This is a genomic window from Curtobacterium sp. MCJR17_043 (assembly GCF_003224315.2).
In the GTDB taxonomy this organism is placed as follows: domain Bacteria; phylum Actinomycetota; class Actinomycetes; order Actinomycetales; family Microbacteriaceae; genus Curtobacterium.
In genome coordinates, this window is sequence record NZ_CP126259.1 from 1,791,674 (window position 1) to 1,814,457 (window position 22,784).

Genomic DNA, 22,784 nt, shown 5'->3' on the forward strand with positions numbered 1-22,784 from the left:
CACCCAGCTCGGCGAACACAGGAGCTCTCCGTGGCACAGCCCTCCCGTCTCGACAGCGTCATCGCCCTGGCCAAGCGCCGTGGCTTCGTCTTCCAGTCGGGGGGAGATCTACGGCGGATCCCGCTCCGCGTGGGACTACGGCCCCCCTCGGCGTGGAGCTCAAGGAGAACATCAAGCGCCAGTGGTGGCAGCGGTTCGTCCGCGGCCGCGGCGACATGGTCGGCCTCGACTCCGCCGTCATCCTGCCCCGCAAGGTGTGGGAGGCCTCCGGGCACGTCGCGACGTTCACCGACCCGCTCGTCGAGTGCCTGCACTGCCACCACCGCTTCCGCGAGGACCACCTGCTCGAGGCGTTCGAGGCGAAGAAGGGCCGCGCTCCCGAGGGCGGCATGGCCGAGGTCGCGTGCCCGAACTGCGGCACCCGCGGCGAGTGGACCGAGCCCCGTGAGTTCTCCGGCATGCTCAAGACGTACCTCGGCCCGGTCGAGTCCGAGGAGGGCCTGAACTTCCTCCGTCCCGAGACCGCGCAGGGCATCTTCGTCGACTTCGCGCAGGTCGTCACGACCAGCCGCATGAAGCCCCCGTTCGGCATCGGCCAGGTCGGCAAGGCGTTCCGCAACGAGATCACGCCGGGCAACTTCATCTTCCGCACCCGCGAGTTCGAGCAGATGGAGATCGAGTACTTCGTGCCGCCGGCCTCGGCCGAGGAGCACTACGAGCAGTGGATCGCGGACGCCGTCGCGTTCTACACCGACCTCGGCATCGACCCGGAGAACCTCCGCCGGTTCGACGTGCCGGACGGTGAGCGGGCGCACTACTCCGACGCCACCGCCGACATCGAGTACCGCTTCGGGTTCGCCGGCACCGAGTGGGGCGAGCTCATGGGCGTCGCGAACCGCACCGACTTCGACCTGAAGAACCACATCGAGGCGTCGGGCCAGGACCTCCGCTACTTCGACCAGGCCGCGAACGAGAAGTACGTCCCGTACGTCATCGAGCCGTCCTTCGGCTTGACCCGTGCCCTCATGGCGTTCCTGCTCGACTCGTACTCCGAGGACGAGGCCCCGAACGCGAAGGGCGGCGTCGACAAGCGCACGGTCCTGCGCCTCGACCCGCGCCTGGCACCCGTCAAGGCCGCGGTGCTCCCGCTGTCCCGCAACGAGCAGCTCTCGCCGGTCGCCCGCGGCCTGGCGGACGACCTCCGCAAGAACTGGAACGTCGACTTCGACGACGCCGGTGCGATCGGCCGCCGCTACCGCCGCCACGACGAGATCGGCACGCCGTTCTGCATCACGGTCGACTTCGACACGCTCGAGGACAAGGCCGTGACGGTGCGCGAGCGCGACACGATGGGCCAGGAGCGCGTCGGCCTCGATCGCCTGCAGGGGTACCTGGGGGGAGCGGCTGCTCGGCGCGTAGCACGCGGCCGGTGCCGTTCCGTCGGCCGGCGCCGATCGGACTCGCACGACCAAGACCGCCTCGAACCACGGGATCCGTCGGTTCGGGGCGGTCCTGGTTGTGCGGTGCCGAACGACGCCGGCGGGGCGGGAATGGGGAACGCCGGCTGGCGTTGGGGTGAGCATGAGCGACACTGTGAAGGTCGATGTCTGGTCGGACATCGCCTGCCCCTGGTGCTACATCGGCAAGCGCAAGTTCGAGGCGGGCGTCTCCGCGTTCGGTGGGCCGGTCGAGGTCGAGTACCACTCCTTCGAACTGAGCCCGGACACCCCCGTCGACTTCGAGGGCACCGAGGCCGAGTTCCTCTCGCAGCACAAGGGCCTGCCGGTGCAGCAGGCGCAGCAGATGATCGACCAGGTCGCCGGCATCGCCGCCCAGGTCGACCTGCACTACGACTACGACGCCCTACGGCACACGAACACCGTCAAGGCGCACCAGGTCATCCACGTGGCCAAGCAGCACGGCAAGCAGCTCGAGATGGTCGAGCGGCTCTTCACCGCCTACTTCGAGCGCGGCGAACACGTCGGGCAGGACGAATCGCTCGCCGACCTGGCCGCCGAGGTCGGACTCGACCGTGACGAGGTGCTCGCCACCCTCCGCGACGACGCCCAGCTCGCCGCGGTCCGTGCCGACCAGGCGCAGGCCCAGGCGTACGGCATCAACGGTGTCCCGTTCTTCGTCATCGACGGCAAGTACGGCGTCTCGGGTGCCCAGGACCCGGCGGCGTTCGAGCAGGTCCTCCGCCAGGTGGTCGCCCTCCGGGAGTCGACCCCCCGCCGAGATGGCCGAGGCCGCCCAGCGCGCCGAGGACGACGCGGCAGCGGACGCCGAGGTGACCCGATGACGGGCGCGACGGGCCCGCTGGGTGCCGGGTCGGGCCTCCCGGCCGGCCTGGGCCCACGCGAGCCGGTACCGACGCGTCGCGAAGCGGCGGGGCGGCCGAGCTCGTGGGGAGAGGGACGACCCGCCCTCCTGACGTTGGTCACGGCCGGCGGCGCCCCCGTCTGCGAGGGCGACTCGTGCTTCGTGCCGGGAGCCGAGGGGGGACTGGTCCGAGGTCCCGGACTGACGCGGGCTCCGTCAGGGGCGGGCGGGCTCCTCGTCGGTGATGTCCGCGATCGTCGCGCCGTAGGCGGCGACGAGTGCGTCGCCGTCGACGAACGCGCTCGCGCCCTGGCGACCCGCTCCCAGTGCGATCCGTCGGCCGAGCACCCGCTCGTCGGCGTACACCGGCAGGTCGCCGGTCGCGCCGATCGGGGTGATGGTGCCGCGCTCGTAGCCGCTGGCCTGGAGGGCCGTGGCCGCGTCGGGCATCGACAGCTTGTTCACGCCGACGACGGTGCGGAGCTTCTTCCAGGCGATGCTCCGGCCGCCGGGGACGAGGGCGAGCAGGAAGCCGCCGTCGTGCCGCTTCACCACGAGGGTCTTCACGATGTCGCCGGGGTCGATGCCGAGCAGGGCGGCGGCGCCCTCGAGCGAATCGGCCGCGGGACGCTCGACGACCTGGACGTCGAGGCCCCGGGCGGCAGCGTCGGCGTCGAAGCGGGAGACGGCATCGGGATCGGTCATGTGGAGAACGCTACCGGCGGCAGCCGACGTGGGAGAATGGGCGAGGTATGACGATCACACAAGCAGCAGCACCCCTGCGCATCGGCCCGATCCAGGTCGATGCGCCCGTCGTGCTCGCCCCGATGGCCGGCATCACGAACATGGCGTACCGCCGCCTCTGCCGCGAGTACGGCGCCGGGCTGTACGTGTGCGAGATGATCACCTCCCGTGCCCTGGTGGAGCGGACGCCCGAGTCGATGCGGCTGATCCGGCACCACGAGTCCGAGACCCCGCGGTCGATCCAGCTGTACGGCGTCGAACCGAACACCGTCGCCGAGGCCGCCACGATCCTGGTCGGCGAGGACCGCGCGGACCACATCGACCTCAACTTCGGGTGCCCGGTGCCGAAGGTCACGCGCAAGGGCGGCGGTGCGGCCCTGCCCTGGAAGCTCGACCTGTTCCGGGACCTCGTGACGAAGACCGTCGCGGCCGCGGGCGACGTGCCGGTCACCGTGAAGATGCGCAAGGGCATCGACGGTGACCACCTCACCTACCTCGACGCGGCGAAGATCGCGCGGGACGCCGGTGTCGCGAGCGTCGCCCTGCACGCTCGTACCGCCAACGAGCACTACTCGGGCCAGGCCGATTGGTCGGCGATCGCGACCCTCAAGGAGACGATCACCGACATCCCGGTGCTCGGCAACGGGGACATCTGGTCCGCGGCCGACGCCCTCCGGATGGTCGACGAAACCGGTTGCGACGGCGTCGTCGTCGGACGCGGCTGCCTCGGCCGACCGTGGCTGTTCGGCGACCTCGCCGCGGCGTTCCGGGGCGAGGACGTCCGCGCGGCACCGAGCCTCGGTGACGTCGCGGTCGCCTTCCGTCGGCACGCCGAGCTGCTCGTCGAGTTCTTCGAGTCCGAGGAGCACGGCTGCCGGGACATCCGGAAGCACGTGGCGTGGTACTTCAAGGGGTACCCGATCGGCGGAGAGGTCCGTTCCGGTCTCGCGATGGCGTCGAGCCTGCAGGAGATCGACGACCTGCTCGGCAAGCTCGACTGGAGCGCCCCCCTACCCGGGCGCCGACGTCGAGGGTCCGCGGGGCCGTGCCGGCCACGCCAAGCGCACCGCACTGCCCGACCGGTGGCTCGAGAGCCGTGATGTGGACGCGGAGTTCCGCAAGGTCCTCGCCGCCGCCGAGATGCACCACAGCGGCGGATGAGCGCCACCTCGTCGTACGGTCCGGCCGACGCCGACCGGTGGTTCCCCGAGCAGCACAGCAGCCGGCGGAGCGACTTCGCGCGTGACCGCGCCCGCCTGCTGCACTCCAGCGCGCTGCGCCGCCTCGCCGCGAAGACGCAGGTCCTCAGCCCGACCACCGGGCTCGACTTCGCCCGGAACCGCCTGACGCACTCGCTCGAGGTGGCGCAGGTCGGGCGCGAGCTCGCCGACAGCCTGGGCCTCGACCCGGACGTCGTCGACACGGCGTGCCTCGCGCACGACATCGGGCACCCGCCGTTCGGCCACAACGGCGAGACCGCGGTCAACGCCTGGGCCGCCGGCATCGGCGGGTTCGAGGGCAACGCGCAGACGCTGCGGTTGCTCACGCGGCTCGAGCCGAAGGTCTACGGCGACGACGGCCGGGCCTACGGGCTCAACCTGACCCGGGCCTCCCTCGACGCCAGCTGCAAGTACCCCTGGCCGGCGTCGCAGGGCGTCGGCGAGGCGTCGTCGGGACGGACCAAGTTCGGCTTCTACGACGACGACCACGAGGCCTTCGCCTGGCTCCGCGCCGGCGCACCGCGACGACAGCGGTGCATCGAGGCCCAGGTGATGGACCTGTCCGACGACATCGCGTACTCGGTGCACGACTTCGAGGACGCCGTCGTCGCGGGCTTCATCGACGTCGCTGCGCTCGGCGACCGCGTCGGTGAGAACGACATCGTCACCGCCATGCACGCCTGGGTCGGCGACGACCTGAGCCGCGACGAACTGCTCGAGGCGTTCGACCGCCTGCGCGGGATGTCGCTGTGGATGACCTCGTACGACGGCTCGCGGCAGGACCAGGCACGCCTGAAGAACCTGACGAGTCAGCTCATCGGCCGCTTCGCCCGGACCGCGACCACGGCGACTCGGGAGTCCTACGCCTCCGGCTCGCTCGTCCGGTTCGCCGCGAGCGTCGTCACGCCGCCGGAGATCATCGGCGAGATCGCGGTGCTCAAGGGCATCGTCGCGGCCTTCGTGATGACGCACGGCGACCGGCAGCCCGTGTACGAGGACCAGCGGCGCGTGTTGACCGAACTGCTCGACGCGATCGCCGCGCGAGAGGACTCCGCACTCGAGCCCGGGTTCGCCGCCGACTGGCGGGCCGCCGGGGACGACGCCGGACGGCTCCGGACCGTGGTGGACCAGGTGGCGAGCCTCACCGACCAGGGGGGCGCTCGCCTGGCACAAGCGGCTGGTGGTCGGGGAGCGCGAGACGGTCTCCATCGCCGTCTGACCGGAGCGGGTCCGTTGCCCGCGCGGACCGGTGTCCCGACGCGGGTGCACACGGTCCGCCGGCGTCGGCCCGCCGAACTAGAATCGTCGGGTGGCAGGCCTGATCGCGCGGAACGACATCGACGAGGTCCGCGCGCGCGTGAACATCGCCGACGTGGTCGGCGACTACGTCACGCTGAAGTCGGCGGGCGTCGGGTCACTGAAGGGCCTCTGCCCCTTCCACGACGAGCGGACGCCCTCGTTCCACGTCCGCCCGCAGGTCGGTCGCTACCACTGCTTCGGGTGCGGTGAGGACGGCGACGTCTTCAGCTTCCTGATGTCGCAGGACCACACGACGTTCCAGGAAGCCGTCGAGCGGATGGCCGCCAAGATCGGTTTCACACTCCACTACGAGGAGGGCGACGGGCCGCGGACCGACTACAACGCGCGCGCCCGGCTCATCGCCGCGAACGAGGCCGCGCAGGCGTTCTTCACCGCGCAGCTCACGACGGCCGCGGCCGAGCCGGCCCGCCGGTTCCTGGGCGAGCGCGGCTTCGACCCGGCGGCGGCGCAGCACTTCGGCGTCGGCTTCGCACCGAAGTCGTTCGACGCGCTCAAGGACCACCTGCGCGGCCTCCGGTTCAGCATCGACGAGATCGTCGCCGCCGGACTGGTCAGCCAGGGTGACCGGTCCCCGTACGACCGGTTCCGCGGACGCCTGATGTGGCCGATCCGGGACGTCACCGGGGCCACCATCGGCTTCGGCGCACGACGGCTGCTCGAGGACGACAAGGGGCCGAAGTACCTCAACACGCCGGAGACGCCGATCTACCACAAGAGCCAGGTGCTCTACGGGATCGACCTCGCCCGCAAGGAGATCGCGAAGGGCAAGCAGGTCGTCATCGTCGAGGGCTACACGGACGTCATGGCGTGCCACCTCGCCGGGATCACGACCGCGGTGGCCACCTGCGGGACGTCGTTCGGGGTCGACCACATCAAGGTCCTCCGACCGATGCTCGGCGACTCCGCCGCACAGCACGTCTCCCAGCTCGGGCAGATCGTCTTCACCTTCGACCCGGACGAGGCCGGGCAGCGCGCCGCCTCCCGTGCCTTCACCGAGGAGCAGCGGTTCGCGTCACAGACCTACGTCGCGGTCGCGCCGGGCGGGCTCGACCCCTGCGACCTGCGCCTGGCCCGCGGCGACGACGCCGTCCGCCGGCTCGTCGAGAACCGTCGACCGATGTTCGAGTTCATGATCCGCCGTCGGCTGGACGGCCACGACCTCGACACGGTGGAGGGGCGCGTCGCGGGACTCCGTGAATCGGCGCCGGTCATCTCCGAGATCCGGGACCGCGCGCTGGCCGACGGGTACATCCGGAACACCGCCGGCTGGCTCGGTATGGACATCGACGACGTCCGTCGCGCCGTCTCTGCGGCGCGGCGACGCCCGGCCGACAGCGGCGCGGAGACCCGGTCGCCAGGTCCGTCCGGCGCCGGTCACACCGGCTCGGGGAACGGCCACCCCGGTCACGGCGCCGGACCGAGCGTGCCCGAGGAGCCGCAGGCGAGCCTCCGGTCCCTGCCGGACGACCCGATCGCGCGGATGGAGCGCGACGCGGTGATGGCGATGGTGCAGCAGCCGCAGTCCGTCGGTGTGCCGCTGCTCGGCCTGGCGGCGTCCGCCACGTTCTCGGCACGGATGCTCTCGGTCGTCCGCGACGCTGTCGTCGCCAACATCGATGCCGTGGGGGGACCGGTCCTGGCTCGACAAGCTGCTCGCGGACGTGCCGGCGCCGTTCCGCTCGCTCGTGCAGGAACTCGCCCTGGCGCCGATCCCGGCGCGCTCTGACGAGGACCTGGCGATCTACTGCCGCGGCATCGTGGTGGCCCTGGTCGAGCGCGACCTGCTCGCCCGCAAGGCGTCGCTGCTCGGACAGCTGCAGCGCACCGACCCGTCCGACCAGGAGCGTCGGGCGGATGTGCAGCGGCAACTCGTCGACCTCGACGCCCAGCGGATGCGCCTCCGCGCGGACACCCCCCGGAGCCTGAGGCCGGGCCCTCCCGACCGGTCGTCGCGGTCCGTCGCCAGGTCCTGACTCCCGCGGAGTACTGCGGAATTGCCGGACGCAACAAGGCGTCCCGAGCGCAACGAAGATGCGCGCCGCGCCGGGCACACCGACTCCGATGCTGCCCTCGAAGCTGCGATCGTGCGTTACAGCGGTGTAAACAATCCGTTCCCGGAGCGCTCCGTTGTCTGGCAGGGTGTGACCATTGAACGTCCCTGCGACCGGTCACAGCCCGTTCCACCTCGGTCCCAGGACTCCTGCAACCACACCAGAGAGGCAATCGGACATGGCATCCGTTCCCACATGGGGCAAGCGCACCCTCGCGCTGGGCGCCGGCGCGGCAGTGACCGCGCTCGTGCTCACCGGCTGCGCAGGCGGCACCAGCGGCGGCACCGGCGACCTGGACGGCCTGATCATCGGCACGACCGACAAGATCACGTCGCTCGACCCGGCCGGCTCGTACGACAACGGCTCGTTCGCCGTGCAGAACCAGGTCTTCCCGTTCCTCATGAACACCCCGACGGGCAGCCCGGACGTCGAGCCGGACATCGCCACGAAGGCCGAGTTCACCGACCCGACCACGTACGAGGTGACCCTGAAGAAGGGCCTCCAGTTCGCGAACGGCAACGACCTCACCTCGAGCGACGTCAAGTTCTCGTTCGAGCGTGACCTGAAGATCAAGAACGACAACGGCCCGTGGTCGCTGCTCGCGAACCTCAAGAGCATCGAGACCCCGGACGACACCACGGTCGTGTTCCACCTCGACCACGCCGACCAGACCTGGCCCCAGGTGCTCTCGAGCCCCGCCGGTCCGATCGTCGACGAGGACGTCTTCTCGGCGACCGAGCTCACCAGCGCCGAGGACATCGTCAAGGGCAAGGCCTTCGCCGGCCAGTACACGATCACCTCCTACAAGGAGAACGACCTCATCGCCTACAAGGCGAACCCGAAGTACGACGGTGTCCTCGACAAGGCGAAGACCAAGGACGTCACCGCCCAGTACTTCACCAAGGAGACCGACCTCAAGCTCGCCGTCCAGCAGGGCGACGTCGACGTGGCGTACCGCTCTCTGACCCCGACCGACATCTCGTCGCTCCGCAAGGACGACGCGCTGCAGGTGATCGACGGCCCCGGCGGCGAGATCCGCTACGTGGTCTTCAACTTCAAGACCCAGCCCTTCGGGACCGGCCAGGACGACGCCGACGAGGCCAAGGCCCTCGCCGTGCGTCAGGCCGTGGCGGACGTCGTCGACCGTGACGAGCTCGCCAAGGAGGTCTACAACGACACCTACACGCCGGTCTACTCGATGGTGCCGGACGGCCTGACGGGTGCCGCGACGCCGTTCAAGTCGCTCTACGGCGACGGCAACGGTGCCCCGGACGTCGACAAGGCGAAGAAGACCCTCGCCGACGCGGGCGTCACGGGCAAGGTCGAGCTCGACATCCAGTACTCGCCGGACCACTACGGCTCGGCTTCGGACGACGAGTACGCGACGCTCAAGACGCAGCTCGAGGACTCGGGTCTGTTCACCGTCAACATCCAGTCGACGGTCTACACGACCTACGCCGTCGAGCGCACGAAGGACGCCTACCCGCTGTACCAGCTCGGCTGGTTCCCGGACTTCTCCGACGCCGACAACTACCTGTCGCCGTTCTTCACGAAGGACAACTTCGTGCAGAACCACTACGACGACCCGACCATCCAGGGTCTGATCGCCGACGAGCAGGAGGAGTCGGACGCGGACAAGCGCGCCGCGATCATCGAGAAGGCCCAGCAGCGTGAGGCCGAGCAGATCTCGACCCTCCCGCTCCTGCAGGGCAAGTCGGTCGCCGTGGCCGGCAAGGACGTCAAGGGCGTCACGCTCGACGCGTCGTTCAAGTTCCGCTACGGGACCATCACCAAGTAACCAGACGGACGACCGGGGGGTGCTCCCACGAGGGGCACCCCCCGGTCGCGTCATGCGAAAGGCACCCACCCCGTGACCCTCACGAACCCCGAGGCGATCGACACGGAGCCGACGAAGCCACAGGCACAGCGACGTGCCAGTGGCGGCGGCGGACTCGGTCGGTACGTCCTCGTCCGCTTCCTCCTGATCTTCCCGACGGTCTTCATCCTGGTGACGCTCGTCTTCTTCCTGATGCGCGTCGTCGGGAACCCGATCACCGCCTCCGTCGGTGGTCGCCTCACGCCGACCCAGCTGCAGGAACGCCTGCACGCCGCCGGCTACGACCGACCGGTGATCGTCCAGTACCTCGAGTACCTCGGCCAGATCGTCCGCGGCGACTTCGGCACGACGTCGACCGACAACCGGCCGGTCACCGAGATCATCCTGCAGTACGGCGGCGCGACCGCCGAGCTCGTCTTCTACGCGCTCATCGTCGCCCTCGTGCTCGGCATCCCGCTCGGCATGCTCGCCGCCTACCTGCGCGACAAGTGGCCCGACGTGCTCCTCCGCGCGCTCGCGATCCTGACCTACGCGACGCCGGTGTTCTTCGGCGGCCTGCTGCTCAAGCTCGTGTTCTCCGTGTGGCTCGGCTGGCTGCCCCTCGGCGACCGCGCGTCTACCCGCGCGCAGCTCATCCTCGACCGGATCGAGAACCCGACCGGCATCTACATCATCGACGCCCTGCGGACGGGCAACGGTCAGATCATCAGCGACGTGCTGCAGCACGCCGTCCTGCCGGCGCTGACCCTCGGCCTGCTCACCGCGGGCATCTTCCTGCGCCTGGTACGCGCGAACATGATCGGGTCGCTCGGGTCCGAGTACGTCGACGCGGCCCGGTCGCGCGGTGTCCGGGAGTCCCGCCTGGTCCGGACGCACGCGTTCCGACCGGCACTCGTGCCGATCATCACCGTGATGGGCCTGCAGATCGCCATGCTGCTCGGCGGCTCGGTGCTCACCGAGACGACCTTCGGCTGGCGTGGCCTGGGCTTCGAGCTCAACCAGTACCTGTCCGCCCGTGACTTCGTCGCCGTGCAGGGCATCGTCGCGATGCTGGCGGTGATCGTCGCCGTCACGAACTTCGTCGTCGACGTCATCGCGGCGCTCATCGACCCGAGAGTGAGGTTCTGACGATGTCCGACATCACCCTCGTCGACCGCCACGAGCCGCTGTGGAAGCGGCTCCCCGTCGTCGTCCAGCTCCGTCGGAGCACCGGATGGCAGCGCGCCATGCTCATCGTCGGCGTCGTCATCTGCGCGCTGTTCCTGCTCGTCGCGCTCTTCGCCCCGCTCATCGCCCCGTACGGCTTCGGCCAGCAGCAGGGCGCGGACGGCGTGAACTTCCCGCGCACGGCGGCGCCGAGTGCCGAGCACATCTGGGGCACGACCGTCGGCGGGCTCGACGTCTTCAGCCGCGTCCTCTTCGGCACGCGCACCGCGGTGCTCGTCGTCATCGTCGCCGTGATCGTCTCGATCACCATCGGCGTCCTGCTCGGCATGGTCTCCGGTTACATCGGTGGCTGGCTCGACCGGATCCTCGTGGTCGTCGCGGACGCGATCTACGCGTTCCCGTCGCTGCTGCTCGCGATCGTCGTCTCGATCGTCGTCTCCGGCGGCCGGTCGACCTACTGGGGCGGCATCATCGCCGCGGCGATCTCGATCACGGTCGTCTACATCCCGCAGTACTTCCGCGTGGTGCGTGCCGAGGCCGTCCGTCTGAAGAACGACGCGTTCGTCGAGTCGGCGCGCGTGATCGGCACGAACCCGTGGCGCATCATGACCCGGCACGTGCTCCGGAACTCCACCCGGTCGCTGCCGCTCATCCTCACCCTCAACGCGAGCGACGCCGTGCTGACCCTGGCCGGCCTCGGCTTCCTCGGGTTCGGCATCGGACCGACGCAGGGTGCGGAGTGGGGCTACGACCTCAGCCGTGCACTGTCCGACGTCGCCAGCGGCGTCTGGTGGACGGGCGTCTTCCCGGGTGTCGCCATCGTGCTGCTCGTCCTCGGTGTCACGTTCATCGGTGAGAGCCTCAACGACATCTCCGACCCGCGTCTCCGTGCGCGTCGTCGGCTGAAGCAGCTGGTCTCCACGCGTCGCGCGGCGGCCACGACGGAAGGAGCGGGCTCGTGAGCGACGTCCCCTCGGGCCTCCGGTCCGACACCGGCCGGACGGCAGCCGACCCGGTGGTCGTCGTCGACGACCTGACCGTCACCTTCGCGACCGACGGCGGCGCCGTCGACGCGGTGAAGGGCGTCAGCCTCGACGTCCGCCCGGGTGAGGTGCTCGCCCTGGTCGGCGAGTCGGGCTCCGGCAAGTCCGTGACGGCGCGGAGCATGCTCCGGCTCATGCCGGAGACCGCGACGCTCGGCGGCGCGGTGCTGCTCGACGGCACCGACGTCGTGTCGGTGGGCGCGCAGAAGCTCCGCGACCTGCGGGGCACGGCCGGCGCGATGGTGTTCCAGGAGCCCTCCACGGCCCTCAACCCGGTCTTCACGGTCGGCTGGCAGATCGCCGAGGGCCTCCGGGCGCACGGCGGGATGTCGAAGAAGGAGGCGCGCGCCAAGGCGATCGACTACCTCGGCCGCGTCGGCATCCCCGACCCGGAGACCCGCGTCGACCACTACCCGCACCAGTTCTCCGGCGGACAGAAGCAGCGCGTCGTCATCGCGAGCGCGCTGGCCCTCGAGCCGAGCGTCATCATCGCCGACGAGCCGACCACCGCGCTCGACGTCACCGTGCAGGCCGAGATCCTCGACCTGCTCCGCCGGTGCCGTGACGAGTTCGGTGCGGCGATCGTCGTCATCACGCACAACATGGGGGGTCGTGGCCGACCTGGCCGACCGGGTCGCCGTCATGTACCAGGGCGAGATCGTCGAGGAGGCGCCGGTGCACCAGCTCTTCGCGGCGCCCCAGGCCGACTACACGAAGCGCCTGCTCGCCGCGGTGCCCCGGCTCGAGGCGTCGACCGGCGTCGCCCGGCGTGCGGCGATCACCGAGGACGTGGAGCCCGTCGTGTCCGCGAAGGGCCTGGAGATCGTCTACCCGGGCCGGCTCGGCGCCGCGCCGTTCCGTGCCGTCAAGGGCGTCGACCTGTCGATCCGTCCCGGCGAGGTGCTCGGTCTGGTGGGGGGAGTCCGGATCGGGCAAGACCACCATCGGCCGCGCGATCGCCGGTCTGACGAAGATCACCGGCGGCTCGCTCGAGGTGCTCGGGACCGAGATGCTCGGGTACAAGGAGCGCGACTTCAAGCGGCTGCGGAAGGACATCGGGTTCGTCTTCCAGGACCCGGCGACGTCCTTCAACCCGCTGCTGACGATCGCCGAGGCCGTCGCCGAGCCGCTCGTCGTGCACGGAGTGGCCTCGTCGCCGCGCGCGGCCCGCAAGCAGGTCGACGAGCTCATGGAGGCCGTGCAGCTGCCCGCGGCGTACGGCGACCGGTACCCGCACGAGCTCTCCGGCGGACAGCGGCAGCGTGCGTCGCTCGCCCGGTCGCTCGCGCTCCGGCCGAAGCTGCTCATCGCCGACGAGCCCACCAGTGCGCTCGACGTGTCGGTGCAGGCCCGCGTGCTGGAACTGTTCCTCGAGTTGCAGCAGGACTTCGGCTTCGCGTCGCTGTTCATCAGCCACGACCTCGCCGTCGTCGGCGCGCTGTCCGACCGGATCGCGGTGCTGTACCGCGGCGACCTGGTCGAGACCGGCACCACCGCGCAGGTCCTCGGCGCGCCGCAGCACCCCTACACGCAGCGGCTGCTGGCCTCGCTGCCGGTGCCGGACCCGGAGGAGCAGGCCGAGCGACGGCGTACGCTGGAGCGACTGGAGCAGGCCGGAGCCTGACCGCTCGGTCAGGACCGACGGCAGCACGACCAGCCTGGAGGCCCGGCCCCCGTCCGCGACGCACGTCGCGTCGGCGGTGCGGCCGGGCCTCCCGACACGGTGCCGCAGCAGGGTGCGCGCGGCACGAGAAGGGGTTGCATGACCGGGGAGAACGGGCCGGCCGTCGTCGCGGACGACGTCAGCATCGAGTACCGGGGCGGTGCGGTCACCAGCCCGATCCGCGCCGTCGATGGCGTGAGCCTGTCACTCGGCTGGGGTGAGGTGCTCGCGGTCCTCGGTGCGTCCGGTTCCGGCAAGTCGACCTTCGCGGCGGCGGTCGCGGGTCAGCTCGGCACGAACGGCGAGGGCGAGGGTGCGCACCGGCGTCGGGTCATCGGCGGGGGAGCTCACCGTCCTCGGCGAGCGGATGCGCCGGATCCGGCCGTCCTCGCGACGCCACGCACGGCTGACCGGACAGATCGGCTACCTGCCGCAGGACGGCGCCGACCGCCTCCGCCCCGACCTGCTCGTCGGCGAGGCCATCGCCGAACCGATCTACGCGCGCGACCGCCGGTTCGACCGGAAGGAGGCCGGGCTCATCGTGGCGCGGCTCGTCGACGCCGTGCACCTGCCGCTCGGGGTCCTGCGGTTGAACACGTGGGAGCTCTCCAGCGGCCAGCGGCAGCGCGTGGCGCTGGCCCGTGCGCTCGTGCTCGAACCGCAGCTGCTCGTCGCCGACGAACCCGCGCGCGGTGTCGACGTCCTCGTCCGCCAGTCCGTGCTCGAGGCCCTGGTCGGCCTGCAGCGGAAGCGCGCGTTCTCGGCGATCGTGGTGTCGAGCGACCTGCGCGAGGCCCGGGCACTCGCGGACCGGGTGGCCGTCATGAACGAGGGCCGGCTCGTCGGGCTCGGGACCTTCGACGAGGTGCTCGACAACCCGCTCGACCCGTACGTCCGGACGCTCGCCGCGACGGCGTCGCGCCCGGTGAAGCGCAAGCCGGTCGCGGCCGGCCGAGGAGGGGTACGACAAGCATGAGCGAACAGCACCAGCAACGCGGACACCGGGCGGTCGTCACCGACGGCGGGCGTCCCCTGCCGGTCGGGCCGCCCACCCCGGGTGCCGTGACGGTCCTGCCGACGCCCACCGATCTGCACGAGGACGCCGTGCGGCAGGCGGGCGGGACGCTCGCCGACCTCGGCGGTGACACGCGGGGCATCGTCTGGCTCGACGCGAGCGACCCCGACGGCCTGCAGCAGGCGCTGACGACCGCCCCGGGGGGTGACGTGGGTGCAGCTGCCGTTCGCCGGCGTGGACGCGTTCGCCCACCTCATCGCGGAGCACGGCGACCGCGTGCTCTTCACCTCGGCCAAGGGCGCCTACGCCGAGCCGGTCGCCGAGCACGCCCTCGCGTTGACGCTCGCGACCCTGCGGGTGCTGCAGAAGCGCGCCCGCACGACGACCTGGGGCCGCGAACCGGAGGGCCTGTCGCTCTACGGCCGGCACGTCGTCCTCATCGGCGCCGGAGGGATCGCGCTCGAGTACCTGCGCCTCGTCGCGCCCTTCGACGTCCGGGTCACCGTCGTCCGCCGTTCCGCCGACGACGTCCCCGGCGCCGACCGCACCGTCACGACCGACCAGCTCGACGACGTGCTGCCGGACGCCGACGTCGTCGTGGTCGCCGCCGCGATGACGGCGGGGACGTCCGGCCTGCTCGGCGCGCACCAGTTCGCGCTCATGCCCGACCACGCCCGACTGGTGAACATCGCCCGTGGCGGGCTGGTCGACACCGACGCACTCGTGGACGCCCTGCGGTCCGGGAGCATCGCCGCCGCCGGACTCGACGTCACCGACCCGGAGCCGCTGCCCGACGGGCACCCGCTGTGGAGCGAGCCGGGCGCCCTCGTCACGCCGCACCAGGCGGACACCCCGGACATGGTCGCGCCGCTGCTGGCGGAGCGGGTCGGCACCAACGTGGCGGCGTTCCTCCGCGCCGACGGCACCGGCTTCATCGGCGTGGTCGACCCGGCCGCGGGGTACTGACGATCCGCCCCAGACCAGGGCTTCCCGTGCGGCACGCCCGGGATGCGCGACCGATGCGCGGGACGCTGGACGTTTGCTGCTATGCTGTTACCCGCTGTTCAACCGCTCTCCAGCGGAGGACACAGTGATCCTCGATAGCTCAATTGGCAGAGCAGCCGGCTGTTAACCGGCAGGTTGTTGGTTCGAGTCCAACTCGGGGAGCGACAGGCCCTCACCCTCCGGGGTGGGGGGCCTCTTGCGTTCCGGCCCGGCTCGCCCGTCCTGGCCCGACTCGTGTGCCGCACGGCGCGGGCCTGCGGTTCCCGGGCGCCGTGGTGCGCATCCTCAGCCGATCGTCCGCCCGATGCTGTTAACGTCCACAGGTGCCCCGTCGTCCCCGCCGCTCCGCGACCACCGTCGCCGTGCTGGCGCTCGGGCTCGCCGTGACGGCGCTCACCGGGTGCTCCTCGGCCGACGACCTGACAGACCGCGCGGTCGCGGAGGAACCGACGTCGTCCGCGAGTTCCGCGACGTCCGGCCCGAGCGGGTCGGCACCGATCGTGTTCGCCTTCACCTGCGCCGTCGGCGACGGACCGGAGACCGAGACCTACACGACCGCCGCGGCCGTCTGGGAGGACGGCAGGACCTCGTGCACGGCGGCACCGATCACGGGCACCGAGCCGTCGGAGCAGCAGCGGTCCGCCCTGGCCGCCACGGAGGGCGACGCGACGCTCGAACAGCTCGCGGCAGCGTGCGCCGTCAGCGGGACGGCGCCGTGGACGGGTGCCGTGACGAGCCGGTCGCAGGCGCACCTGGCGGCCGGGCTCGAGCGCTACTGCCCGGGGCACCCCGAGATCGGCCGGCTCCGGGACGCCCTGGACACGTACCGGGGCTGACGCCCGGCTGCCGGACGCGGTGTGCCGGTGGAGCGTTCAGCCCTCGGGGTGGTCCCGACCCGGCAGCCACGACTTCCCCGGACCGCCCCAGCTGTTCTTCCGCACGGCCTTCTGCGCCTGCTTCGCGTACGGGTGCACCAGCCGGTCCGCGTACAGCAGGCCGTCCAGGTGGTCGTACTCGTGTTGGAACACCCGGGCGAGCCACCCGTGCGCCTCGATCTCGAAGGGTTCGCCGTACTCGTCGACCGCGCGGAGGAGGGCGCCCTCCGACCGGCGCAGCGGGAAGCGCTCCCCCGGGGATCGACAGGCACCCCTCGGACTCCTCGTCCTCGTCGAGCTCCTCCACCGACTCCGGCAGCGGGGGGAGTCGTCCACAGCACCGGGTTGACCGCGACACCCCGCCACAGCACGCCGTCGTCGTCCGTCCACGAGTAGACGAACAGCCGCTTGCCGACACCGACCTGAGGACCGGCGAGGCCGACACCGGGAGCGAGGTCCATCGTCTCGACCATGTCGGCCACGAGTGCGCGGAGGGCATCGTCGAAGACGGTCACCTCGGTCGCGGGGGGTGTGCAGGACGGGGTCACCGGTGATCCGGATCGGCAGGACGGGCATGCTCCCAGGGTATCCGCGCGGGTCGGATAGCCTCGACCCGTGACACCGGACCTGCCGATCCCCGACGTGGTGCAGAACCTGACCCCGTTCCAGGCCCTGATGATCCCCGTGGCACTGGTCGGTGCGGTGTTCCTGTCGCTCGGTGCGCAGTTCCAGAGCCGCGGCGTCCAGCGCGTCGAGGCCCGGCTGGGGCAGCAGTCGAAGGGCCTGTCCGTCCGACACGTCCTGGCCCTGCTCGGCAGCGGCAACTGGGTGCTCGGCACGCTCATGCTCGGTGCCGCCATCGTGCTGCAGCTCGTCAGCATCACCTACGCGCCGCTCATCGTCGTCCAGCCCCTCGGTGCGGTCGCCCTGGTGGTGACGACGTGGTTCTCGTCCCGCAGCAGCGGCGTCCCGCTCGGCACCCGGGCACGTCGGGCGGTGTGGACGTGCATCGGCGGCGTCGGCCTGTTCGTGCTCATCGCCGCGCTGTACGGCCGGGAGAGCCCGATCGGGCGCGGGCAGCTCATCACCGTCCTCGTGGTCCTGGCGGTCGTGCTGGGGCTCGTCGTGGTGTCGTTCCGGCTCGTGGCCAAGCGGCGGAACGCGCTGTACTACATCATCGGCGCCGGGGTCCTGTACGGCTTCGTCGCGACGCTCGCCAAGGTCACGCTGAACCGCATCGTGAACGGCACGTTCGACTGGGTGACGGTGTTCGCGATCGTGGGGGGTCGTCGTCGCCTCGGCTGTCGGAGCGTACTTCGTGCAGAACGCGTACTCCAGCGGTTCGGCCGACCTGGTCATCGCCGGCCTCACGGTCGTCGACCCCATCGTCGCCGTCGGCATCGGCGTGATCGTCCTCGACGAGGCCGCCGGGGCGCCGGTCGGCGCCGGCATCGGCTTCCTCGTCGCCGGGGCGATCGCGATCACGGGCGTGTTCCTGCTCGCGAAGCACCACCCCGACACCCGCCGCTGACGGGCGGACGGGAGGCGTGCCTCCCGTCCGGCGCGACCCCGGGGGGATGACCCGGGTCAGCCGCGCGGCGGAGGCGGGCGGCCAGAGGGGTGCGGTAGCGTTCCGAACCGACCAGACCGGCCGTCCGTCAGGACGCGCGCCGGTGACCGCGACGAGAGGACGACCCCCCGCCGTGTCAGCAGACGCCAGGACCGAGACGACCGACACCACGGCCGCCACCGGGGGGGGCGACGGCCGCTGCGGGTGCTCATCGCCGCCGACACCTTCGCGCCCGACGTGAACGGTGCGGCGACCTTCACCGAGGAACTCGCGGTCGGGCTCGCGCAGCGCGGGCACGAGGTGCACGTCATCGCCCCGTCCTGGAACCGGACGCACCACGGCTCCTTCGACGAGGAGTACCGCGGCGTCACGCTGACCGTCCACCGGCTGGCCTCGTACCGCTGGCCGGCACACGCCTGGTACCGGTTCGCGTGGCCGTGGACGGTCCGCAAGCACACGGCCCCGGTCATCGACGCACTGCAGCCCGACGTCGTGCACATCCAGTCCCACATCGTGGTCGGCCGCGGCGTCGCCCGCGAGGCACACGACCGGGGCATCCGGATCATCGGCACGAACCACTTCATGCCCGAGAACCTGCTCGAGTACACGCCCTTCGGCAAGCGGACGACGCCCATCGCGCTCAAGATCGCCTGGCGGGACGCGGCGAAGACCTACCGGCTCGCCGAGGCGATCACGACGCCCACCGAGCTCGCCGCCGACTACCTGCGCGACGCGATCGCCGGGCAGCCGGTGCTCGCCATCTCGTGCGGGATCGACGCCACCCGGTACACGCCGGCGACCGGACGGCCCGCCGGCAACGACATCGTGTTCGTCGGCCGGGTCGCGCCCGAGAAGAACCTCGACGTCGTCATCCGTGCGCTGCCGCTCCTGCCCGCCGCGCTCGACGCCCGTTTCACGATCGTCGGCGACGGCGACATGATCCCGAAGCTCACCGCGCTCGCGCAGGAGCTCGGTGTCGAGGACCGGGTGCGCTTCCTCGGGTTCGTCCCCGACGAGGTCAAGCTCCGCACCCTGACCGAGGGCACCGTGTTCGTGATGCCGTCGACGGCCGAGCTGCAGAGCATCTCCTCGCTCGAGGCGATGGCCTCCGGGCTGCCCGTCGTCGCGGCGCACGCGATGGCGCTCCCGCACCTCGTCGACGGCAATGGCGCCCTGTTCGCGCCGGGCGACGAGCACGACCTCGCCGCGAAGCTCGCCGCGGTGCTCACCGCGCCCGACGACGAGTACGCCCGCATGCGCGCACGCAGCCTGACGATGATCGAGGCACACGACATCAACCGCACCCTCTCCACGTTCGAGGCGCTGTATCGTGGGGAGCCGGTGGCCGCTGGCCCCGAGGGGCGGTAGCCAAGCTGGTCAAGGCAGTCGGCTCATAACCGAACGATTCGCGGGTTCAAGTCCCGCCCGCCCTACGTGCACCTGCCGTCCAAGAAGCGCCCTCCCGAAGACACGAGTCACGCGCCCACCCCGAACGTGATGTTCGAGGTGAGCCGGGCCGGCACCGGTGTGCGCGTCAACGCCTTCCGCATCGGGTTCATGGGGGGCGATCGGTGTGCTCGTCGCACTGTTGGCCGGCACGCTCATCCACGAGCTGAGCACCGTCCTCGTCTACATCGGCGTCGCGCTGTTCATCGCGCTCGGCCTCGACCCACTCGTGACCCTGCTCGAGCGGTACATCCCGCGGTGGTCGGCGATCCTCGTCGTCGTCGTCGCGGTGCTCGGCGCGTTCGTCGGGGTCGTCTTCGCGATCGTGCCGCTGCTGGTGGAACAGGCCACGAACCTCGTCCAGAACTTCCCCGAGATCGTGGACGACATCTCACGACAGGGCTGGGTGCAGGACCTCTCGCGACAGTTCGAGGGGTCGTTCGACGTCGACCACGCACTGGAGTCCGCGCAGAAGTTCGTCGAGAACCCCGGCAACCTGCTCTCCCTCGGCGGCGGGATCCTCGCCGTCGGCAGTGGCATCCTCTCCGGCCTGACCGGTGCCCTCATCGTCATCATCCTGATGCTGTACTTCCTGGCGTCGATGCGCGGCCTGAAGACGATGGCGTACCGGTTCGTGCCGGCGTCCCGTCGGGAGAACTTCGTCGCGGTGAGCGAGGAGGTCACGTCGTCGGTGGGCCGCTACGTCGTCGGCCAGATCACCCAGGCCGGCATCAACGGTGTGCTGAGCATCATCTGGTTGCTCATCATCGGAGCGCCCCTGCCCGTGCTGCTGGCGACGTTCGCGTTCCTCGGGTCGCTCATCCCGCTCGTCGGCACGATCGGCGCCGCGGTGCTCATCTCGTTGCTCTGCCTGTTCGCCTCGCCGGCGACGGCACTGGCTGCGGCGATCTACTACCTCGTGTACATGCAGGTCGAGGCGTACATCATCTCGCCGCGCATCATGTCGCGGGCCGTGCAGGTCCCCGGGGCCCTCGTGGTCATCGCCGCGGTCGCCGGAGCGACGGTGGGCGGGGTGCTCGGCGCGCTCGTGGCCGTGCCGGCAGCAGCGTCGGTGATCATCATCGTGCAGAAGGTCATCTACCCGCGTCAGGAACTGGCGTAGGGGATCGGGCTCCACGGTCTTCGTCCGGGTGCTTGCCGTTCCCGGTCGGCAGCTGGCATGATGAGCTTGTCCTGCGGGACATCACAATCGCATACCGATGGTCCCGAACGGGTCCTCCGCAGTCCAGGTCGATGGGGAAGTCGCACCTGACGATCGGAGGAATCGTGACTGGGACAACGTCAGGAGTGCTCTACGTGCACTCCTCACCACGCGCGCTCTGCCCGCACGTCGAATGGGCGGCAGGTCGCGCGATGAACCGCGCCGTGAACTTCTCGTGGCTCGACCAGCCCGCGCTCGACGGCTCACGTCGCACCGAGTTCACCTGGTCCGGCCCCGTCGGGTCCGGCGCGGCGATCGCCTCCGCCCTGCGCGGTTGGGAGCACCTGCGGTTCGAGGTCACCGAGGACGCCACCGCTCATTCCGACGGCGGCCGGTGGATGCACACGCCGGACCTCGGCGTCTTCTACGCGCAGACCGACGTCACCGGCAACATGGTCGTCCCCGAGGACCGGGTCCGCTACGCCATGGAGGTCGCCGGCAGCAACGCCCTCGACCTGCACCGCGAACTGCGACTCGCGCTCGGTCAGGCATGGGACGACGAGCTCGAGCCCTTCCGGCACGCGGCCGAGGGCAACCCGGTCGTCTGGCTCCACCGCGTGGGGTAGTCCCGGGCCTGCTTCCTCCGATCGACGGCGTCGCCTCTGCCGAGGCGGCGCCGTCGTCTGCGTCGTGGGGCCGGGGTCCGACGCGCGCGGGCTCCTGCGCCGCGGTTCCGGAATCCGCCCATCTCGCGCGCCGAGAGCGGCACATCGTGGAACCACGACGGACGTGAGCGGCACGTCGTGCGACCGCGGGCGAGCGCGGGCGACCTCGGGCAGCGGGGGGGCCGACGGGCAGCCGGGAGGCGCGGCTCGCCCGGAGGCAGACGTCCAGGTTCCGGGATGTGCGGACCTCGCGCGTCGAGAGCCGCACATCGTGGGACCGCGGCGGACGTGAGCGGCACGTCGTGCGACCGCGGAGGGGTCCCGGGAGCGCGCCGACCGGCGGCGCACGCAGGACGACGGAGGCCCGCCCCGCGACGCGGGACGGGCCTCCAGGCCGACGGCGGATCAGACCGAACGGAACGCGACCACGGCGTTGTGCCCACCGAAGCCGAACGAGTTGCTCACCGCGAGCAGGTCGCCCGCCGGCAGCTCCCGCGGAGCGGTCGCGACGTCCATCACGATCTCCGGGTCCTGCTCGGTGAGGTTGATCGTCGGCGGTGCGAGACGGTTCTCGAGCGCGAGGACGGTGAAGACCGCCTCGATCGCGCCGGCACCGCCGAGCAGGTGCCCGGTCGACGCTTTCGTGGCGGACACGACGACCTGGTCGAGGTGGTCACCGAAGACCCGACGCATCGCGTGGTACTCGGCCACGTCGCCGACCGGGGTCGACGTCGCGTGCGCGTTGACGTGCGCGACGTCCGAACGGCTGGCGTCCGCGTGCTCGAGCGCCATGATGACCGCACGGGCGGCGGCGGAGCCCTCGGGGTCCGGAGCGGTGATGTGGAAGGCGTCGGACGTGATGCCGGAACCGGCGACCTCGGCGTAGATGTGCGCGCCGCGGGCCTCGGCGTGCTCCTTCGTCTCGAGGATGAGCGCGGCGGCGCCGTCGGCGAGCACGAAGCCGTCACGGGTGACGTCGTACGGACGGGACGCGGTCGCGGGGGAGTCGTTCCGACGCGAGAGCGCCTGCATCGCGGCGAACGCCGCGAGCGGCAGCGGGTGCAGCGCGGCCTCGGCACCACCGGCGATGACGATGTCGGCGTCACCGAAGGCGACGTGGCGATATGCCTCGGCCAGGGACTCCGTGGAGGAGGCGCAGGCGGAGAGGTAGGTGCGGGCGCCACCACGGGCGCCGAACTCCATCTCGATGGCGGCGGCCGGCCCGTTCGCCATGAGCATCGGGACGGTCATGGGCAGGACGCGTCGGGGACCGCGCTCCCGCAGGGTGTCCCATGCGTCGAGCAGCGTGTTGACGCCGCCGATGCCGGTCGCCCAGTCGACGATGAGCCGCTCCGGCACGACGGACTCGGCGTCGATGCCGGCGTCGGCCCAGGCTTCACGAGCCGCGATGAGCGACAGCTGCGAGGACGGGTCAAGTCGCTTCGCCTCCGGGCGGGTGAGCTGGTCGGTGACGAAGCGGCGCGCCTGACCGGCGAACTCCACGGGGAGCTCGAGCTCGGCGTAGCGCGTGTCCTCGATGCGGGTGATGCCGGACTCGCCGGCGAGCAGGGCCGCCCAGGATTCCTTGGCGGTCGCAGCGAGGGGACTGATCGCACCGATCCCGGTGACGACGACGGTTCTCTTGGTCATGGACGACGGTTCTTTCTGCGAGGGACAAG

At 71.1% G+C, this 22,784-nt stretch carries 12 protein-coding genes, 2 tRNA genes and 8 pseudogenes; 19 read left to right on the top strand and 3 right to left on the bottom strand.

The window, feature by feature from the left end; genetic code table 11:
- The first annotated feature begins 30 nt into the window (after nt 1–30).
- Nucleotides 31–1,419, top strand: a pseudogene (locus DEJ15_RS09295) (glycine--tRNA ligase).
- A gap of 162 nt (nt 1,420–1,581) precedes the next feature.
- Nucleotides 1,582–2,223 (top strand): annotated as a pseudogene (locus tag DEJ15_RS09300) (DsbA family oxidoreductase); the annotation flags it as partial.
- Nucleotides 2,224–2,538: 315 nt separating this feature from the next.
- Here DEJ15_RS09300 and DEJ15_RS09305 read toward each other — a convergent pair.
- The gene (locus tag DEJ15_RS09305; RefSeq protein ID WP_110825327.1) at nt 2,539–3,027 is read right to left on the bottom strand and encodes an aminoacyl-tRNA deacylase; all 489 of its coding nucleotides are present in this window, start codon (nt 3,025–3,027) and stop codon (nt 2,539–2,541) included.
- A 47-nt stretch (nt 3,028–3,074) separates the two neighbouring features.
- Between DEJ15_RS09305 and dusB the strand changes: the two are divergent.
- From dusB to DEJ15_RS09360, 12 genes and pseudogenes are all read left to right on the top strand, one after another.
- A pseudogene (gene dusB / locus DEJ15_RS09310) lies at nt 3,075–4,227 on the top strand (tRNA dihydrouridine synthase DusB).
- A pseudogene (locus DEJ15_RS09315) lies at nt 4,224–5,505 on the top strand (deoxyguanosinetriphosphate triphosphohydrolase). The pseudogenes dusB and DEJ15_RS09315 overlap by 4 nt, the downstream one beginning before the upstream one ends.
- Before the next feature lie 90 nt (nt 5,506–5,595).
- A pseudogene (gene dnaG / locus DEJ15_RS09320) lies at nt 5,596–7,579 on the top strand (DNA primase).
- Between the two features lie 256 nt (nt 7,580–7,835).
- Nucleotides 7,836–9,455: an ABC transporter substrate-binding protein gene (locus tag DEJ15_RS09325; RefSeq protein WP_110825331.1), complete on the top strand. Its 1,620-nt coding sequence runs from the start codon at nt 7,836–7,838 to the stop codon at nt 9,453–9,455.
- A gap of 72 nt (nt 9,456–9,527) precedes the next feature.
- Nucleotides 9,528–10,622 carry an ABC transporter permease gene (locus tag DEJ15_RS09330; RefSeq protein WP_110825332.1) on the top strand — a complete coding sequence of 365 codons (1,095 nt, stop codon included), beginning with the start codon at nt 9,528–9,530 and terminating at the stop codon, nt 10,620–10,622.
- 2 nt (nt 10,623–10,624) lie between these two features.
- Nucleotides 10,625–11,623, top strand: a complete 999-nt coding sequence (locus DEJ15_RS09335) for an ABC transporter permease (protein ID WP_110825333.1) — start codon at nt 10,625–10,627, stop codon at nt 11,621–11,623.
- Nucleotides 11,620–13,328: pseudogene (locus DEJ15_RS09340) on the top strand (ABC transporter ATP-binding protein). The gene DEJ15_RS09335 and the pseudogene DEJ15_RS09340 overlap by 4 nt, the downstream one beginning before the upstream one ends.
- 138 nt (nt 13,329–13,466) lie before the next feature.
- Nucleotides 13,467–13,613: pseudogene (locus DEJ15_RS19515) on the top strand (peptide ABC transporter ATP-binding protein); the annotation flags it as partial.
- 67 nt (nt 13,614–13,680) lie between these two features.
- The gene (locus tag DEJ15_RS09345) at nt 13,681–14,343 is read left to right on the top strand and encodes an ATP-binding cassette domain-containing protein (RefSeq protein ID WP_284174855.1); all 663 of its coding nucleotides are present in this window, start codon (nt 13,681–13,683) and stop codon (nt 14,341–14,343) included.
- 243 nt (nt 14,344–14,586) lie between these two features.
- Nucleotides 14,587–15,348: an NAD(P)-dependent oxidoreductase gene (locus DEJ15_RS09350; RefSeq protein WP_284174857.1), complete on the top strand. Its 762-nt coding sequence runs from the start codon at nt 14,587–14,589 to the stop codon at nt 15,346–15,348.
- A 128-nt stretch (nt 15,349–15,476) separates the two neighbouring features.
- Nucleotides 15,477–15,549: transfer RNA gene (locus DEJ15_RS09355), tRNA-Asn, on the top strand.
- Nucleotides 15,550–15,710: 161 nt separating this feature from the next.
- On the top strand, nt 15,711–16,223 hold the full coding sequence (locus DEJ15_RS09360) for a hypothetical protein (protein WP_110825336.1): 513 nt from the start codon (nt 15,711–15,713) through the stop codon (nt 16,221–16,223).
- A gap of 36 nt (nt 16,224–16,259) precedes the next feature.
- Here DEJ15_RS09360 and def read toward each other — a convergent pair.
- Nucleotides 16,260–16,838, bottom strand: a pseudogene (gene def, locus DEJ15_RS09365) (peptide deformylase).
- Between the two features lie 39 nt (nt 16,839–16,877).
- On the opposite strand from def, the gene DEJ15_RS09370 reads away from it, so the two are divergent.
- The 5 genes from DEJ15_RS09370 (at nt 16,878) to DEJ15_RS09390 (ending at nt 21,066) form a co-directional block, all read left to right on the top strand.
- Entirely contained in the window at nt 16,878–17,843 is a 966-nt protein-coding gene (locus tag DEJ15_RS09370) for a hypothetical protein (protein ID WP_284174858.1), read from the top strand.
- Between the two features lie 193 nt (nt 17,844–18,036).
- Nucleotides 18,037–19,200, top strand: coding sequence for a glycosyltransferase (locus DEJ15_RS09375; RefSeq protein WP_284174859.1), 1,164 nt, complete (start codon nt 18,037–18,039; stop codon nt 19,198–19,200).
- Nucleotides 19,191–19,265: transfer RNA gene (locus DEJ15_RS09380), tRNA-Ile, on the top strand. The genes DEJ15_RS09375 and DEJ15_RS09380 overlap by 10 nt, the downstream gene beginning before the upstream one ends.
- A 140-nt stretch (nt 19,266–19,405) precedes the next feature.
- Nucleotides 19,406–20,401: an AI-2E family transporter gene (locus tag DEJ15_RS09385; RefSeq protein WP_284174860.1), complete on the top strand. Its 996-nt coding sequence runs from the start codon at nt 19,406–19,408 to the stop codon at nt 20,399–20,401.
- A gap of 164 nt (nt 20,402–20,565) precedes the next feature.
- A complete protein-coding gene (locus DEJ15_RS09390; protein WP_502866088.1) occupies nt 20,566–21,066 on the top strand; it encodes a DUF3145 domain-containing protein in 501 nt (166 codons plus the stop codon).
- 444 nt (nt 21,067–21,510) lie between these two features.
- Here DEJ15_RS09390 and DEJ15_RS09395 read toward each other — a convergent pair whose 3' ends face one another.
- Nucleotides 21,511–22,755 carry a beta-ketoacyl-[acyl-carrier-protein] synthase family protein gene (locus DEJ15_RS09395; RefSeq protein ID WP_110825339.1) on the bottom strand — a complete coding sequence of 415 codons (1,245 nt, stop codon included), beginning with the start codon at nt 22,753–22,755 and terminating at the stop codon, nt 21,511–21,513.
- Between the last annotated feature and the right edge of the window lie 29 nt (nt 22,756–22,784).

Excerpts from the sequence above, each read along its gene's own strand:
- DEJ15_RS09305 (WP_110825327.1), bottom strand. The coding sequence starts at position 3,027 with ATGACCGATCCCGATGCCGTCTCCCGCTTCGACGCCGACGCTGCCGCC.
- DEJ15_RS09325 (WP_110825331.1), top strand. The coding sequence starts at position 7,836 with ATGGCATCCGTTCCCACATGGGGCAAGCGCACCCTCGCGCTGGGCGCC.
- DEJ15_RS09335 (WP_110825333.1), top strand. The coding sequence starts at position 10,625 with ATGTCCGACATCACCCTCGTCGACCGCCACGAGCCGCTGTGGAAGCGG.
- DEJ15_RS09395 (WP_110825339.1), bottom strand. The coding sequence starts at position 22,755 with ATGACCAAGAGAACCGTCGTCGTCACCGGGATCGGTGCGATCAGTCCC.